The sequence below is a fragment of the Phaeobacter porticola genome (assembly GCF_001888185.1).
Classification (GTDB): Bacteria; Pseudomonadota; Alphaproteobacteria; order Rhodobacterales; family Rhodobacteraceae; genus Phaeobacter; species Phaeobacter porticola.
This window is the reverse complement of record NZ_CP016364.1, coordinates 3,174,862-3,192,188: the sequence shown is the minus strand read 5'-3', so window position 1 is coordinate 3,192,188 and position 17,327 is coordinate 3,174,862. Positions and strand designations below refer to the sequence as shown.

Here is a 17,327-nt window from a genome sequence, read left to right as displayed (position 1 = left end):
CGTCGCGGCGGAGCTGGCCAAAACGGGGATCAACGGTCATTTGAGATTGCCTCCATAGCTTCGCGGATTTCAGAGTCGAGCACGGCTGTCTGTTTGCGATCAAAGCCCAAGGTGCTGGCCACCCGTGACGGCACGGCCAACACGGCTGCCCGCAGATCGGTGACAACGCCACGCCATTCCTGTGCCACGGTACGGGAGTCCAAAAGCTCACCACGGGCTGACGCATTTTGCAGCGCGATCTTGTCGGCTTGTTCTCGGGCCAGCCGAACTTTCTCGGCGGCCAGCTCATTGTCCGCCGCCTTGCCCTTGGCCAACCCACGGCAGAACTCACAATAGGCGGCCACGCTGGCTTGCAGCGGATAGCGCTTGTCAGGGGTCCGAGGCAGAACGCCGTCGCGGCCAAGAGCGTGAACGCGGCCAACGGTCAGCCCGAGCCATGGGGCGAGCTGCGCCGCTGTCAGGGTTTCCCCCGTGGGGGCGTCCGGCTCATCTGCCAGTAGCATTGCGTCGATGTCTTCCAGTTTCATGCTCTTGTCCTCAGTAGACTACCGGGGGTAGCCAACCCACACGGGGGTTTGTTTTCTCGATTCAAAAATACCCTCACGCGCTGATAGCCCGGGGCTCCGCGACCCCCGCAGACGCCATTGCCCACGGAGGACCCACGGGTATCCCCCACACCCGTGTCCCTCACAGCACTGTTGGTATTCTCTAATTGCCCGGGCATGGGAACATCGGACACCGGACACCCTTTAAGGGGTGTGTCCGTGTCCGTCCGATTGTGTTCCCCCTCTTGCCAGCGGACGGGTCCCGGACATGTCCGGCCTTGTCCGATGTCCGTCCGATGCTCAAACGTCATCATCGGTGAACCCCTCTGCCCGGTTATCGGGGGACACGGCCAAACGGATTTCGTCCCCATTGGAAAGGTATAGGTTACGGCGGGCCAGTTCCTCCAAGGCTCTACGGAATGCCTTGCCCCGGTCGTCAGGTTTCTCCGCTGCCGACACTGCGTCGCTATCAAGACAAGCTGCCCGCCAATCGGATTTGATGATGGATTCACGCCCCACTAAGAGGTCGCCCAAAATGTCCAATGCCGCCTTCGCACTGGCAGGCAATCGCTTGCTGCTCGCAGGCAATTCGGAAACGTCCTCTTCATCGCAGATCGCCGCGCTGATCGGATCGCCGTCTTCATCCACGCCCTGCCGAACAACACCCACGCTAAAGGCAAGCTCTTGGTCGGTGCTGCCGTTGCGGTTCTTGGTTGGCTTGCCGCGTACCACCGTACCGTCACGTTTGAGGTGTAGCGACATATCAAGTGCGCCGTTTAGGATTGAGTGGCCACGGGGCAAGCCGTCGCCCGCCTTGGTATCGTGATGGACCAAGACAACGGCTGCACCCCAACGGGTCAGGCTACGGGCTGCCCCCACCACGACACCCATGCTCTTGGCGTCGTTCTCTTCTAGGCCGCTGAATCCCGCCGCAATGGTATCAACGACAATCAGCGCAGGCCGCCTCTCTTTTACCGCCGTGCCAAGCGCCTTGAGCTGGCCGCTGGTCACGTTCAATAAGTCCGATGCGCCCTCCACTAGTGTGAAGTTGTCCGCGTCGCCATATTGGTCTTTCAGCGCCTTGAGGCGGGCACGCATACCGTGGGAATCTTCAGCCGCGACATACAAGACGCCACCTTGCCGGGTGCGCCGTCCGAAGGCATCCGCGCCCCGCGCAACCGCATAGCCGAGATATGGAGCCAGTAGCGATTTGCCTGCCCCCGGTGCGCCCACAATGGCGGCCACGTCACCTTCGGCAAGTAGGCCCTTCACAACGTAGCGCCGGGCTGGCAAACGCTCACAGTCAGACGGGCTCAGGAACGTTAGTTTGGACTTTCCCTTGGCCTTGGGTTGCGGCTCGCCCAATAGGATCGCGTCCAGCTCGGCCAGCTTGTCTTCGGCGGCCAGATTATCGAAAGCAGACAGGTCGTGCCAACCACGTTGCTCCGCCTCGGCCATTATGGTGAAGCCCGTCACGCCGCCTTCGGACTTGAACGAGTCCCAAGCTGCGTCTGTTGCGGTGTCATCATACCCGGGCCATTGGCCGGACCAGTCGTGCCAAGCGTCGCGGCCTTCGTCACCGCCACCTGTTTCGGCGTGCAATGCCATGCCAATTCGCAGCCAGTCGTCACGCTGCGAAAATTCGTCACCGTCATTAGGCAAAGCCATGAGCGCGTCGCGGATCGTCTCAAATGGCAGGCCTGTAGGTTGCACGTCGCCGTGGTCTACGACCTTGGGGCGGGGCAACAGGGCTTCGGGCCAGTCGGTCAGATCGTCGCTCAGTGAGCCGCTAGTGAGCGCGTATGCGCCTTTGTCATTGATTGCGCCCGGTGCGATCACAAAACCACCTTCGCCCCGCACGTCCACACCATCGGGCAAACCCGACGCGCTGTTGCCCATGCCCTCGGGCCAACGGAAATAGACGTGCTGGCCATTGGACGGCGTTTGAGCGCGGATCGTGGACAGTGTATCTGGATCGTGGCCAAGGTCGCGAAGGGCCGCGCCACCGTCCTTGCCGTCTTTTAGGTCCACGTCCAACACTGCCAGACCATTGCGCTTGCCTGTTGGTAGCGCTGGCATTGCGTCAGGCCATTTGGACCACCAACGGTCAATCTGAGCCTTTGCAGAGGTGGCCTTAGTCTGCCAATCTTTGACCAGTGGCCGCTTGTTCGGGCCAGCGGGGAAAACAAAAAAGCCCGCCTTGACCAGCGCTAATGCAGCCAGATGGTTGGCCTCTTGCACCGTGTCGCTCATGATAGTAATTTTGTTGGGCATCGTTATTCATCCTTTCGGTGCGCCAATTCAATCGCCCCTCGGTCGCCGCCGGGGGGTGATTTCGTTTTGCAGTTTTGAAAGGATGTGCCGGAGCCTGCTAAGTCGGAATCCCACCAATAAAGGTGGGACAGTTTTCCCAAAAAACATAATGAAACTATGGGAAGTTAGAGTGTCCCACTTTTCACTAAGTTATTGATTTAGGAAACTTTCCGCATCCCGCCCCCGGGCACCATTTTTCTGAAATGAAAACAATGAGATGGCGGTTTGGCCGGGATTGCACCTCGTTGGTTTGTTGTCCAGGACTGCGCCGGGACTGCGTAGTAATATTCTACGGTTCATCCATGGCGGTGCAAGGGCCGCGGGGGTTGGTTGAACGGAAGGTCGATCGCTCGCGATGCCGGCTATTCATGGCGCTGCTGCTGATGGAACGCACTGCGCACTACTGCTTCCTGTATCTGCTCGCACCGTCTTTGGTTGCCGATGAGGCCTATCGTCCTGTTTCCATCAAGAATAGACAAACATACACTCATTAGTTGATAGTCATGAGGTTTGAAATTGAGGCGGCATGATTGATAGCCACCGCAGCCCGCCGGGACACGCTTAGTAAATGGAAGAGAACATATTCATTAACGACATGGCCGCCGATGAGGCCAGATCGTATTTTTGTCGGACCGATGCATACTTCGACATGGAGTTGCCGCCATACTTCAATCTCCAACCACTTCTGGAGTTTGCGTTTTCTAAGGTGGAAGAGATGTCGGTCAAAGACATATGCGATTGGAAGCCCATGAAACACGAAGGGCTGAACTACACCTTAATGTTCAATAAGGACGGGGATTTCGGTTGGCGTCCATTCGAGCTAATGCACCCCGTAATTTACGCCAAGTGCATTGATCTTATCACCCAGGAAGAAAATTGGAAAATAATCCGAGATAGATTCTCCCGTTTTTCGAACGGAATCGTGGAATGCTGTTCCATGCCGGTTGTTGTTCCAGACCGAGGTGAAAACCCGAAGAAGCAGCAGATTCTGAAATGGTGGAAATCTATTGAACAGCGCTCACTCGAGCTGTCGCTTCAGTATAGCCATGTAAGTTTGACTGATGTCTCGAACTGTTACCCCTCGATCTACACGCACGCGATTGCATGGGCGGTTTACGGTAGAAGTGATGCCAAGAAGTGGCGATTCGAGAAGAAGAAACTTGGGAACCAGATTGACGAGCTCATTAGAAGTTCAAGAGAGGGTCAGACCAATGGCATCCCTCAAGCATCGTTGCTCTCGCACCTGCTCGCCGAACTGATCCTTGGCTATTGTGACACTTATATTGACGAAAAGCTCAAAGACAAAAAGGGTATCGTCATTTTGAGGTATAGGGATGACTTTAGGATATTCGCCAATTCTGATGCGGATTGCGCGGGTGGCTTGAAGGCGGTTTCGGAATGTCTCCATATGTTTGGCATGAAGCTGGGGGCCTCGAAAACTGAGCGAACATCTAATGTCGTGCTGGGCGCCGTGAAACAGGACAAGATCGACGCTCTTTCACTTACTCGTCGTCAGACCACACTTCAGAAAGAACTGCTGATCATTCATCGGTTTTGCTGCAGATCTCCCGGCTCCGGGGCTACCAAGTTCCTCATCAAAGAATTCTTAGACCGACTTGAACGACGACTTCCCAAGAACGCGTGGAAAATTGAAAATCCAATAGTGCTTTCCGCTATCCTTCTTGATATTGCAGCGAAGACTCCAGCGGTTTTTCCCGCCGTAGCGACGACTATCAGTAAGATCATGAAGTATCTGGAAACTGATGAAAGGGAGCGGTTGTTTTCCTTGGTCGTGCAGCGGACGAAGCGCATCCCGAATAATGGCTACATGGAGATTTGGCTGCAGCGGATCGCCGCCCCCAACTACATCAATTTTTCCAGCGCGGAGCCAATGTGCGGCCTTCTTGAAGATGGAGTGTCTCAGTCCCTATGGGCCAACCAGTGGATTGAAAATGAACCCCTCCGTCAAGCTCTCGACAAGTATTCCATCATCGATCGATCGATCTTAGTAGATTTGCCGCCAGATATTCAGAACGAAGAGTTCGATGCGTTTTGGAACGGCCAGGAACCATCATGAACTGAAATGGGATCGACTTCATGGCTTGAATGCCGGGCGTTTGCGCTTACATGCCAAATCCAGCGTTTCCGGATACGATGCAATGTGCTCGCATGTCAGACTGTTTGAAAAAAAATTGGATTTCGAGCTTCGGATTTCACGGAAACGGAAAATATAGCTTCCGCCTGACATTGCAAGGAACGCTATATGAAACCCCAAATTACCCCCATCGCTGAACGCTTGGTCGATATCAAGACCGTGCGCTACCGCCCACCTGCGCCCGAGGCCGTCATCCCGGTGGACCAGAGGCCAACCATGCACTAACTTTCAAATTGGACCACTCAAGTGGGGCCGCTCACTAGCAAACACTACATTAGCTAAAGGGCTTTGCGCCTGCATGTCACGGCGGCATGGTGAATGCCAAAGCTGACGATTGGGCGGTAGTCATCCTGTACGCCAGACTTACGCTCAAACCGCACGTAGGCCTTTTCAAGTTCCAGTTTGTAGGGATCAAGCTGTGAGGCGAAAACGGACAGGGCGGCGATATGCGGACGGTGACCCTAGTGCGTATCGCGCAAGATCAGTTCGGCATCCAATCGCACTGTTTCTTCAACCGCTTGCGGGTGATCCAATCGGCGATCTAAGCAGCGAAGTACGGCAGAGACCATGTCGTTGATCGGATTGCGCAATGTGGTCAGGCGGATGGTTGGCCATCGCGCCATTTCAATATCATCAAAGCCGACAACAGAGACATCTCGGGACACGACACACCCGGCGTTTTGCAATGCACCAAGTGCGCCGATGGCCATCGCATCATTCGCGCAGAAGATACCGTCGAAGCTGGTAAGTTCCAGCAATCTTTGAGTGGCGAAATAGCCGCTTTCGGTGGTGTAATTTCCGGCGATCTCACCTGCTAGTGTGATCCCGTGATCCTCCAGTCCCGAAAGCAACCCGTTGCGGCGTTCTGCAGTTGCTCCAAACTCACCCGGTCCGCCGACCAAAGCGACACGGCACCGGTTGCGCTTGGAAAAGAGGTCAGCAGCCAGTCGTGCGGCTTCGTCGTTGCGTAGACAGATGTTATCGACGCCATTGGCATCAATGATTCGACCCGATGCGATGACCGGGATATGCAGCTTGCTGCACAGGTCCACAATTTCGGAGGCTAGGCTCCCGCTGCGCAAGATCATGGCGTCCAGCGGGTAGCGCAGCACCTGTGTGACCGCGTCGCGCGCCCGGTCGCCGCCACCGGCAATTACTACCGGCCATTTGCCAACCGCATTCAGACCCGCGATCAGTGCGGCGGTGGCCTCCTTGTCATATTCGTTGCGCATTTCACCTGCAAAGACCGCAACCAGATTAGAGCGCGCCCCTTGTAATGTGGCCGCGAGGGCATTGGGTTGGTAGCCCAGTTCGTGGGCCGCCAGCAGGATACGTTCACGTTTTTCATGATCCAGATACGCGCCTTCGGTGAAGGCCCGTGAAACAGCGGATCTCGAAACGCCCGCAATTTCAGCAACATCCGCTGCTGTCACGCGGGTTTGGCGTTTGCCGCCAGTTGGCCCTTGCCGTTTCATCTGTCGCCCCTTTCAGGCGCGATGTTTTTTTCTTAAACACCGAAACCCTTGACACAACCGTTACATAACGCCCCTATATGAACACGTGTGCAGTTCTGGTGCAACGGACAAGGTCCTGGCAAAAACGACAGGGCAGGCTGCCGCAGCGGAGCGCACAGGCCCAGGGGGGGCCACCCGAAAAAACACCATGGATGGCTGTGTCGGCTGCCGTGGAAAATAGTGACCGTTCGCCTGACCGGGCAACGGCAGACCGGAGACTGATGATGAAACGTATTACGTTCACGACCGCTGCGACGCTGGCATTTGTTGCAAATGCTGCCTTTGCTGAAACTGAAATTACCTGGTGGCATGCAATGGGCGGCGCCCTTGGGGATACCGTCAACCAGATCGCATCCGACTTCAACGCCAGCCAAGATGAGTACAAGATCACCCCGGTTTTCAAAGGCACTTATGAAGAGACCCTGACCGCAGGTATCGCGGCCTTCCGTGCGGGCGAACAGCCCAACGTTATGCAGGTGTTTGATGCTGGAGCAGCGACCGTGATTGGCGCTAAGGGCGCAACCATTCCTGTTCAGGATCTGCTGGCCGACAATGGCGTTGATTTCGACATCAATGACTATATTGCCGGTGTTCGTTACTTCTACGCAGATAGCGATGGCAAGATGATCGGCATGCCGTTCAACTCCTCCACACCCATCATGTACTACAATATTCAGGCGCTGGAAAAAGCCGGTGTGACGGCTCCCAAAACCTGGGAAGAGTTCCAGACCGTGACCGCGCCTGCGCTGAAAGAGGCTGGGTACACCGCCCTGTCGCAATCGCACCTGCCTTGGATCTTCACTGAGAACTTCCATTCGCGCCACAACCTGCCGTTTGCGACAAACAATAACGGCTATGACAGTGTCGATACCCAGATCCTGGTGAATAACGACGCCATCAAAGCGCATTTCACCGCTGTTACCGACTGGCAAAAGAACGGTCACTTCGAGTGGTTCGGCACCGGTTGGGGCGATAACCAGACGCCGTTTGAAGAAGGCAAGGTTGCCATGTGGTTGGGGTCTTCCGGCTCCTTTGGTGGGCTGAGCAAGAAAGACCTACCGTTTGATTTTTCTGCCACCATGTTGCCCTACTGGGAAACTGTAACCACTGAACCGACACAGACATTCATCGGTGGTGCGTCGCTCTTCGCAATGGCCGGCCACGATGCTGAAGAAAACAAAGCAACTGCTGCGTTCTTCGACTTCCTGACCTCGGCTGAAGTGCAGTATTTCTGGCACAAGGAAACCGGTTACGTTCCGATCACGGAAGCTGCTTATGAAATGGCAAAGGCTGACGGCCACTATGACCGTGCGCCTGCCGCCGAAGTTGGTATCCAACAGCTTTCGCTGCCCGCGGGTGACAACACCAAGGGCTATCGCATGGGCTTTTATGTTCAGATCCGCGACGTTATGAACCGCGAATACGGTCGTATCCTGACGGGTGAGACATCGGTCGAGGACGCCTTCAAGGCGATCGAGTCCGAAGCCAACGCGCTGCTGGCACGTTTTGCCAAGACCCAAGGTTAATCGCGGGGAGATTCCCCTAATTTGTGACGGCCGCAGCCCCTGCGGCCGTCACGCATTCCAACGAAGAGGCACACCGTGAAACGCGCCGGATTCTCAACCAAGTGGATGCCGATCCTGCTGCTCTTGCCGCAGCTCGTCATTATCGCAGTCTTTTTCTACTGGCCCGCAGCCCATGCGATCCACTCGTCCTTTTTCTTACAGGATCCCTTCGGTTTTGGTTCGACCTATGTCGGTATCGACAATTACACGGATCTTCTGGGTAGCTCTGAATACCGTCGAGTGGCCAGGTTCACCGTTGTATTCACAGTTCTCGTGACCTTCTTCTCGCTTGCGCTGGCCCTGCTGCTGGCCGTCAAAGCCGACAACGTTCTGCGGGGGGCACGTACCTATCGTACACTTTTGATGTGGGTATATGCGGTGGCGCCGCCAGTGGCGGGCTTTATCGGCCTCATCATGTTTGACCAGAGCTGGGGGCCGCTGACACGCTTTGCCGGCTATCTTGGCTGGGACTTTGTCCTAGGTGTGAATTTCAACGACACCGCCACTGCAATGGTCATCGTGTCGGTGTGGAAACAGATCCCGGTCAACTTCATCTTCTTTCTGTCTGGGCTGCAATCCATCCCGCGCGCAGTGCGCGAGGCGGCCCTGATCGACAACCGCTCTGCCACAGGCCGTTTCTGGGATGTTACCTTCCCGCTGTTGGCCCCTACAGGGTTCTTTCTGCTGATCATCAATATCACTTACGCGCTGTTTGATACTTTTGGCATCATCGATACGCTGGTGAAGGGCGAACCGGGTAACAACCCAATGACCCTTGTCTACAAGGTCTATGTCGACGGTTTCCGCGGCAATGATATGGGCGGATCGTCCGCCCAGTCCGTGATCCTGATGGTTCTTGTTCTCGCGCTTACGGTCTTTCAGTTCCGCATGATCGACCGCCGCATCCATTATACCTGAAGGGGGCTGATATGGCAGATACAACACAACCCGCCGCACCGCGCCGCTCTTTCGATTGGGGGGTGATTGGGGATCACACAGTGCTGATCCTTGGCTCGCTGTTCATGCTGGTGCCACTGTTGTTGGTAGTACTGAGCACGACAATCCCAGATGTCGAGATCATCAAATACGGTCCGCAGCTCAAGATCGGCGATCAGTTTGACGAGAACTTCGAAAAAGCGATGTTTGAGGCATCGGGCTTTTCCGGGGCCAACACCGGCACGCGCATGCTGTTCAATTCCTTTGTCTTGGGTATCGGTTTTGCCCTTGGCAAGATCCTGATCGGGATGATGGCGGCCTATGCTATCGTCTACTTCCGCTTGCGGTTTGCCTCGTTGGCGTTCTGGGTGATCTTCACCACACTGCTGCTGCCGTTGGAGGTGCGCATTCTGCCCTCCTACGAGGTCGTACAGCAGCTGGGAATGCTGAATACCTATCAGGGCCTGATCATTCCTTTGATCGCATCGGCCACGGCGACCTTCTTCTTTCGCCAGTATTTCCGCTCGATCCCCGAAGAGCTGGTTGAGGCTGCGCGCATTGATGGCGCAGGGCCGGTGAAATTTTTCATCGACATTCTTGTACCGCTGTCCAAGACCATGATCGCGGCGATGTTCATCATTATGTTCGTCTTTGGCTGGAACCAGTATCTCTGGCCCACGATGATCACCACGGATGAAGACATGTACACGCTTGTGCGGGGGATCAAACAGATCACCCAGACCCTCGAAGGCACCAATGTGCCAGAGTTCGGTCGTGCAAATCTTCTGGCAGTGATTGCCATCCTGCCCCCGGTGGCAGTCGTCATTTTCTTCCAAAGCTGGTTCGTCAAGGGCCTGACGGAATCCGACAAGTAAGGACTTCACACTATGGCTCAGGTTTCCCTGAATTCTGTACGCAAGGTCTACCCCAACGGGGTTGAGGCCGTTACATCCTCCAGCTTCAAGATCGAGGACGGCGAATTCGTCGTTCTGGTCGGCCCGTCAGGTTGCGGCAAATCCACCCTGTTGCGCATGATCGCGGGCTTGGAAGACATTACCGAAGGCACGCTGGAAATCGGCGACCGGGTGGTGAACAACGTCGACCCGGCGGATCGCGATATCGCGATGGTGTTCCAGAACTACGCCCTTTATCCGCATATGACGGTGCGCAAGAACATTGCCTACGGTTTGAAAAACCGCAAAACCCCGGAGGATGAGATCAAGCGCAAGGTGGCCGAAGCCGCCAAGATGCTGAACCTCGAAGAATATCTGGACCGCAAACCCTCGCAATTGTCCGGGGGACAGCGCCAGCGTGTTGCCATGGGCCGCGCCATTGTGCGCGATCCTGCATTGTTCCTGTTCGACGAGCCTCTGTCGAACCTCGATGCTAAACTGCGTAATCAGATGCGGATCGAGATCAAGGCGTTGCAGCGCCGCCTCGGCGTGACGTCAATCTACGTGACCCATGATCAGGTCGAAGCAATGACTATGGCGGACCGGATTATTGTTCTGAACGGCGGCCGCATTGAGCAGATCGGCACCCCGTCCGAGATTTACCACAACCCGGCGTCAGTTTTTGTGGCTTCCTTTATGGGGGCGCCGCCGATGAACCTGATTGACGCCACCATTGCGGATGGTCAGGTCACCCTGTCGGATGGTGTGTCGATGGGGGCATTGGATGGCGCCGCACCGGGTGCCGTCAAGCTGGGTATCCGTCCTGAGGATGTTCAATTGGTCAGTGAAGGCGGTCTCGCCATCGAAGTGGAGCTGATCGAAGAGCTTGGCGCACACCGTCTTCTGCATGGGCGTCTGGGCGGCCAACCCTTCACCATTCATGTGTTGAAGGACATTCCGGTGCAACCTGGTCACCATCAGATCACAGTTGATCCGGCAACAATCTGTCTGTTTGACGCCGAAAGCGGCCAACGAAGATGACACGGGTTCTGGACAAACTGCCCTCGGTCACCCCGGACATGCAGGCGAGGATCAGGGATGCGCCGCGCAATGCGGTGACGCATCGCGCCTTAATGGCTGAGGTTCCGGCGATGTCGGCGCTTCAGTCGGGCGGGCAGGGCAGTTTGGAGACGTTGGCCTCGTCGGTTTCCGTTGTGGCCTGGAATGTCGAACGCTGCCTGTTCCCGGAGGACACGGCGCGCCATATTCAACCTCTCGCTCCGCAGGTTGTCCTGCTGTCAGAGGTTGATCACGGCATGGCCCGCACCAGTCAGCGCCACACCACCGAAGCGATGGCGACGGCGCTGGATATGGCATACGTCTTTGGCGTGGAATTTCACGAATTGGACCTCGGGGGGGCAACCGAACAAGCTTTTTGCACAGATGATTTCAATTTGTTTGGATGGCATGGCAACGCCATTCTGTCGACGGTTCCATTCGAACGGGTGACGCTGATCCGGCTCGACGATCACGGTCATTGGTTTTCCTCCGATGAGGTGCCTGCCGACCCAGAACAACCGCGGCTTGGCGGACGTATGGCCATTGCTGCGGTTCTGCCAACTGAGACGGGACCGATCTGCGTGGTGTCCACCCATCTGGAGAGCAACGCCGACGCAGCCCATCGTCATGCGCAGTTCGACCGTCTGCTGCACGCGATTGATGCCTTTGCGCCGGATATGCCGGTCCTGATTGGTGGGGATCTGAACACCGGCAACCACCTGCCGCCCGATTATGATTGGCAGCGCGAAACGCTGTTCGATCTGGCACGTTCTCATGGGTATGACTGGAGCGCCACGCCCGACGGTATCACCACCCGCCCCAGCCTCATCACGCCACATCCGGATCGGGAGATGAAGCTGGATTGGTTCTGTACCCGCGGCATGCGCTCGACTGAGAACCTTCTGGTGTCGTCTATTGATGAGAATGGTCGACCGCTGTCTGACCATGATGCCGTCTGGTGTCGTGTGGCAGTGGGCTGAGGCCTAGCCGCTCCATGATCCCTTGACCGGGCGATAACTGGCGGGCCGGTCAAGGGATGCACTGAATTCATCAGTTTCAAATACACGCCCGATTATCGGCGGCACACCGATGTGGTCATGTTAAACAGAACTCATGTTGTTTGACCTTCCTGACCACGATGCGCTTTATCAGGCGCTTCTGCACCGCGACGACCGCTATGACGGACAGGCCTACGTCTGCGTTGCCACCACTGGTATCTTCTGCCGCCTGACCTGTCCTGCGCGCAAACCGAAACGCGAGAATTGCCAATTTTTTGGCAGTGTTGGCGAGTGTATTGAGGCGGGATTTCGTGCCTGCAAACGCTGCCATCCCTTGCAGCCTATGGCGGACGCGGATCCTGCGGTGGCCACCTTGTTGGCCGCGTTGGATCAACGCCCGGAATATCGATGGAGCGAGGGCGACATTACGCGCATGGGATTTGACCTGTCGACTGTTCGGCGCAGTTTCAAGCGGCAGTTCGGTATGACCTTTCTCGAAATGGCGCGGCAACGCCGCCTGCGCGAAGGGTTCACTGTGCTGTCTGACGGCGGTAAGGTCATAGACGCGCAGTTGGATGCGCAGTTTGACTCCCCCAGCGCGTTTCGCGCCGCCTTTGCGAGATTGCTTGGGCAGGCACCCGGCAGCTTGGGCCGGGATAGCTTGTTGCTGGCGGATTGGATCACCACGCCGCTAGGCGATATGATCGCAGTTAGCAGCCGGACAGAACTGCACCTGCTGGAGTTTGTGGAGCGTAAAGCACTGAAGAGCGAACTGGCAAGGTTGCAAAAGGCGGTGAAAGGTGACCTGGGTATCGGTAGTGCGCCCCCAAGTGAGCAGATCCGGTGTGAGTTGGACGCGTTTTTTGCCGGTACGTCCGCCCGATTTGATACCCCACTGGCCTATCACGGGACCCCGTTCACGCAGCAGGTCTGGGATGCCTTGCGTCAAATTCCACCAGGGGTGACGCGCAGCTATTCTGATATCGCCCGTGAAATCGGACGCCCAGACGCCACCCGCGCAGTTGCCCGTGCCAATGGTGCCAACCAAATCGCGCTCGTTGTTCCTTGCCACCGGGTGATCGGCGCGGATGGCTCTCTTACCGGCTATGGTGGCGGGCTGTGGCGCAAACAGCGATTGCTGGATATCGAGCGTCAGTATCTCACCTCGGCAAACCAGCTCGACTGAGCGCGATGCCATCTTGCATGCCGATGCGTGACCTGTGCACCGGATCGACGGTTTCCCACACCTCGGCAAAACTGTAGAAGGCTGTAACACCAGTCAGAGCCGGAGCCTGAAACCATGTCGATCCCTAAACCAGTTGTTCTGTGTATCCTTGATGGATGGGGCAGCAGCGACAGCGGCGAAGCCAATGCGCCAGCGCAGGCGAAGACCCCGACATTTGATGCTATCATGGCAGAGGGGCCGAAGGCGCGGCTTATCACGCATGGGCCGGATGTCGGGCTTCCCAGAGGTCAGATGGGCAATTCCGAAGTGGGCCATACCAATATAGGTGCGGGCCGGGTGGTGGCCATGGATCTTGGTCAGATCGACCTTGCGATCGAGAATGGCAGCTTTTATGACAATGCCGCGTTACAGGGCTTCATCACCAAGCTGAAGACATCAGGCGGTGCGGCGCATCTTATGGGACTGGTCTCTGACGGGGGTGTGCATGGTCACATCACCCATATTCTTGCGGCAATCAAAGCGATCCGGGATGCGGGTGTACCTGTCTGGCTGCACGCAATGACCGATGGGCGTGATGTTGCACCCAAATCCGCGCTCGACTACGTGAAACAACTTCAATCCCAGATGGCTGGTGGGACGCGGATCGCGACTGTTAGCGGGCGCTACTATGCGATGGACCGGGACAATCGTTGGGAGCGGGTTAGCCAGGCTTATGACGCGATAATCAACGGCAAGGGCCAGTATACTGCTGCGACTGCATCCTCTGCGATTGAAGCAAGCTATGGCCGTGATGAACTGGACGAATTCGTCAAGGCGACTGTGATAGAGGGCTACACAGGTGTGCAAGATGGCGATGGGGTTTTCTGCCTGAACTTTCGTGCTGACCGCGCCCGCGAGATCCTGCGCGCCATAGGCGAGCCGACCTTTGCAGAATTTGAGACCGGAAACCGACCTGACCTGGCGGCACTATTAGGGATGGTAGAATATTCAGACGCGCATAATGCCTACATGGAGACTACCTATCCGAAGGCGCCGATTGTGAACACGCTGGGGGCATGGGTCTCCAAACAGGGCAAACGACAGTTTCGCCTAGCCGAGACCGAGAAATACCCGCACGTCACCTTTTTCCTTAACGGTGGCAAGGAAGATCCTGAAGAAGGCGAAGACCGCTACATGCCTAAATCGCCGAAGGTGGCGACTTATGATTTGCAACCCGAGATGTCGGCCCCCGAAGTGACCGCAAAGTTTGTTGAGGCCATCGAGGCGGGATATGACCTGATTGTCACTAATTATGCCAACCCGGATATGGTTGGTCATACCGGCGATCTTGGTGCGGCGATCAAGGCCTGCGAAGCAGTGGACCAAGGGCTGGCTGAGGTTGTAGCTGCCGTGCGTGCCGCTGGCGGTGTGATGCTTGTCACAGCGGATCACGGCAATTGCGAAGTGATGATTGATCCAGTAACGGGGGGGGTGCATACGGCGCATACAACCAATCTGGTTCCCGTTGTGCTGGTTGGGGGGGCTGAAGGGGTCAATCTGCGTGATGGCCGTCTGGCTGATCTTGCACCAACTTTGCTGGATCTGATGGGCCTGCCCAAACCGGATGAGATGACCGGGCAGAGCTTGCTGGTATGAGATCCCGTTTAGCGATCTTTGGCGGGGGGGGGCATCTGGTGTTGCTTGTGCTTGCCTGTGCCCTGGTGGTCAAAGGCGTTCAGGCGTCCGGAGATCCTGCGCGCGCGGCACAGGCAGCGGCAAGCCAGCTAGAGACCGCGACGATTGCCCTGCAACAGGCGGAAGGCGCCCGCGACCGGGTGGCGGCCCTGACCGAAACCATACGCGCCTACGAGGCCGGTCTTGCAGCTATGCGCGACGGGCTGCGTCGCGTGGCGCAGCGTGAAAGCCAGCTGGCCGCACAGCTGAAGGCGCGCGAAAACGATGTGGCGGACCTGTTGGGCGTCTTGCAGACGATAGAAACTTCACCACCACCTGTGCTGATGTTGCATCCGGCAGGCCCTCTTGGCGCGGCGCGCTCGGCGATGACCTTGGCGGAGGTCACACCAGCGCTGCAATCCCGTGCGACAGCATTGCGCCGTGATCTGGAGGAGGTGCAGACACTGCGCCTGTTGCAACAGAGTGCGGCCAATACGCTTCAGGACGGCTTAAACGGTGTGCAGGACGCGCGGGTACAGCTTTCGGCTGCGATTGCTGACAGAACCGATCTGCCGCGCCGTTTCACACAGGATCCGGTGCGGACCGCTATTTTGATCTCTTCCACTGAAACCCTCAGTGGGTTTGCCAGCGGGTTGGCCGAAATCGCCGAAGGCGAGATCGCAACCACCGATGCAGACGTCAGCACCTTGCGCGGGGCGCTGCCATTGCCCGTCGAAGGCCTCGTCCTACGTGGGTACGGAGACAAGGACGCTGCTGGCATCGCCCGGCCCGGCTGGTTGGTAGCGGCACGCCCGCGTGCTCTGGTCGCGTCTCCAACGGCGGCGACCATTCGCTATCAGGGCCCGCTGTTGGATCTGGGCAATGTGGTGATCCTGGAGCCACAATCCGATACGTTGTTTGTACTGTCTGGACTGGCAGAAGTGTACGGTGCAGCAGGTGAGGTTATCCCGGCAGGTACCCCGGTTGGCCTCATGGGAGGAAAAAACCCGGAAATCGGCACCATTTTGTCACTAAGCGGTGAAGGGGCTGGAACTGACCGCACAGAAACGCTCTATATAGAAGTGAGAATGGACAACAGTCCGGTGGACCCGGAAACTTGGTTCCGCACCGACAAGGATGGAAATTAGTTCATGAGAAAATTTGCGATGGCCGCAATAGGCGGCACGCTGGCAGGTCTCATTGCCACAACCTATGTAGCTGAGCCGCTTCTGGCCCAGGAAGGCAGCCAAGAGGCCAGCATTTACGAACAGCTGGACCTCTTTGGCGACATCTTTGAACGCATCCGCGTGCAATATGTCGAAGACGTTGACGAGACAGAGCTGATTGAGGCAGCCATCGGTGGCATGTTGGCGTCGTTGGACCCGCATTCCAGCTATCTGTCCCCGGATGACGCGATGAACATGCGCGTGCAAACCCGTGGTGAGTTTGGCGGTCTGGGGATCGAGGTCACGCAGGAAGAAGGCTTTGTCAAAGTGGTCTCGCCTATCGACGGCACCCCGGCGGATGAGGCAGGGATGGAGTCTGGCGATTTCATCACCCATGTGGATGGCGAAAGTGTTTTGGGCCTCGCGCTTGACGAAGCGGTGGATCTGATGCGCGGGCCAGTCGGCTCTGAGATCATTATCACTGTTGTGCGTGAAGGGGAGGCGGAACCGTTCGATGTCTCGATCATTCGTGACACAATCAAATTGACAGCAGTTCGTGCCCGCACCGAAGACGATACCGTGGTGCTGCGACTGACCACCTTCAACGATCAGACCACGCCAAACCTTGAATCGGGGCTTAAAAAGCAGCTTGAAGAGGCCGGTGGCATGGACAATGTCAACGGTATCGTGCTGGATCTGCGCAACAATCCTGGCGGCCTGCTGACACAGGCGATCAAGGTGGCGGACAGCTTCCTTGACAGTGGCGAGATCGTTTCCACCCGTGGGCGCAACCCCGAGGACGGTGAACGGTTCAACGCAACGCCGGGTGATCTTGTTGACGGAAAACCCATTGTGGTGCTGATAAATGGCGGTTCGGCCTCTGCGTCGGAAATTGTTGCCGGCGCCTTGCAGGACCATCGTCGCGCGATTGTTGTCGGCACGAAATCCTTCGGCAAAGGGTCGGTGCAGACCGTTATGCCGCTAAAAGGTGATGGTGCCATGCGCCTGACCACGGCACGCTATTACACACCGTCGGGTCGCTCGATTCAGGCGCTGGGCGTGTCACCTGACATCGTGGTCGAACAGCCTCGCCGTGATCCGAATGCGGAGCAGGAAGAGGAAGATACCTCTGCCGCGCGCCGTACCCGGTCTGAGGCCGATCTACGTGGGCGTCTGAACAATGACAGCCTTTCCGAAGATGAGATCCGCCAGATCGAGGAAGATCGGGCCAAGGCTGAGGCCGCGGCTGAGCGCCGGGAAGAGGACTACCAGCTTGCCTACGCCATCGATATCCTCAAAGGCCTGTCAAAGCTGGGGCCAGGGCAGTAACGCCTACTGTCCTAG

Annotated in this window: 13 protein-coding genes; 10 read left to right on the top strand and 3 right to left on the bottom strand. The window is 57.0% G+C overall.

Annotation, left to right across the window (positions count from 1 at the left end; translation table 11 throughout):
• Positions 1 to 29: 29 nt before the first annotated feature.
• Positions 30 to 527: a hypothetical protein gene (locus PhaeoP97_RS15250; RefSeq protein WP_083570392.1), complete on the bottom strand. Its 498-nt coding sequence runs from the start codon at positions 525 to 527 to the stop codon at positions 30 to 32.
• A 318-nt stretch (positions 528 to 845) separates the two neighbouring features.
• Positions 846 to 2,819 carry an AAA family ATPase gene (locus PhaeoP97_RS15245; protein WP_072505803.1) on the bottom strand — a complete coding sequence of 658 codons (1,974 nt, stop codon included), beginning with the start codon at positions 2,817 to 2,819 and terminating at the stop codon, positions 846 to 848.
• Positions 2,820 to 3,426: 607 nt separating this feature from the next.
• Here PhaeoP97_RS15245 and PhaeoP97_RS15240 point away from each other — a divergent pair.
• Positions 3,427 to 4,935, top strand: coding sequence for an RNA-directed DNA polymerase (locus PhaeoP97_RS15240; protein WP_072505802.1), 1,509 nt, complete (start codon positions 3,427 to 3,429; stop codon positions 4,933 to 4,935).
• Positions 4,936 to 5,474: 539 nt separating this feature from the next.
• On the opposite strand, the gene PhaeoP97_RS15235 is transcribed toward PhaeoP97_RS15240, so the two are convergent.
• Entirely contained in the window at positions 5,475 to 6,488 is a 1,014-nt protein-coding gene (locus PhaeoP97_RS15235; RefSeq protein WP_072505801.1) for a LacI family DNA-binding transcriptional regulator, read from the bottom strand.
• A gap of 263 nt (positions 6,489 to 6,751) precedes the next feature.
• Between PhaeoP97_RS15235 and PhaeoP97_RS15230 the strand changes: the two genes are divergently transcribed.
• The 9 genes from PhaeoP97_RS15230 to PhaeoP97_RS15190 all read left to right on the top strand — a co-directional run bounded on the left by PhaeoP97_RS15230 (position 6,752) and on the right by PhaeoP97_RS15190 (position 17,312).
• Positions 6,752 to 8,053 carry an extracellular solute-binding protein gene (locus PhaeoP97_RS15230; RefSeq protein WP_072505800.1) on the top strand — a complete coding sequence of 434 codons (1,302 nt, stop codon included), beginning with the start codon at positions 6,752 to 6,754 and terminating at the stop codon, positions 8,051 to 8,053.
• A 75-nt stretch (positions 8,054 to 8,128) separates the two neighbouring features.
• Positions 8,129 to 9,010, top strand: coding sequence for an ABC transporter permease subunit (locus PhaeoP97_RS15225; RefSeq protein ID WP_072505799.1), 882 nt, complete (start codon positions 8,129 to 8,131; stop codon positions 9,008 to 9,010).
• Between the two features lie 11 nt (positions 9,011 to 9,021).
• Positions 9,022 to 9,903, top strand: a complete 882-nt coding sequence (locus PhaeoP97_RS15220; RefSeq protein WP_072505798.1) for an ABC transporter permease subunit — start codon at positions 9,022 to 9,024, stop codon at positions 9,901 to 9,903.
• Positions 9,904 to 9,915: 12 nt separating this feature from the next.
• Positions 9,916 to 10,962, top strand: coding sequence for an ABC transporter ATP-binding protein (locus PhaeoP97_RS15215; protein ID WP_072505797.1), 1,047 nt, complete (start codon positions 9,916 to 9,918; stop codon positions 10,960 to 10,962).
• The gene (locus PhaeoP97_RS15210; RefSeq protein ID WP_072505796.1) at positions 10,959 to 11,960 is read left to right on the top strand and encodes an endonuclease/exonuclease/phosphatase family protein; all 1,002 of its coding nucleotides are present in this window, start codon (positions 10,959 to 10,961) and stop codon (positions 11,958 to 11,960) included. The genes PhaeoP97_RS15215 and PhaeoP97_RS15210 overlap by 4 nt, the downstream gene beginning before the upstream one ends.
• A gap of 133 nt (positions 11,961 to 12,093) precedes the next feature.
• Positions 12,094 to 13,164: a bifunctional transcriptional activator/DNA repair enzyme AdaA gene (locus PhaeoP97_RS15205; protein ID WP_072505795.1), complete on the top strand. Its 1,071-nt coding sequence runs from the start codon at positions 12,094 to 12,096 to the stop codon at positions 13,162 to 13,164.
• A gap of 114 nt (positions 13,165 to 13,278) precedes the next feature.
• Positions 13,279 to 14,799: a 2,3-bisphosphoglycerate-independent phosphoglycerate mutase gene (gene gpmI, locus PhaeoP97_RS15200; RefSeq protein ID WP_072505794.1), complete on the top strand. Its 1,521-nt coding sequence runs from the start codon at positions 13,279 to 13,281 to the stop codon at positions 14,797 to 14,799.
• Positions 14,796 to 15,965, top strand: coding sequence for a murein hydrolase activator EnvC family protein (locus PhaeoP97_RS15195; protein WP_072505793.1), 1,170 nt, complete (start codon positions 14,796 to 14,798; stop codon positions 15,963 to 15,965). The genes gpmI and PhaeoP97_RS15195 overlap by 4 nt, the downstream gene beginning before the upstream one ends.
• Positions 15,966 to 15,968: 3 nt before the next feature.
• Positions 15,969 to 17,312 (top strand): S41 family peptidase, encoded by a 1,344-nt coding sequence (locus PhaeoP97_RS15190; protein ID WP_072505792.1) that lies wholly within the window; start codon positions 15,969 to 15,971, stop codon positions 17,310 to 17,312.
• Positions 17,313 to 17,327 lie beyond the last annotated feature (15 nt).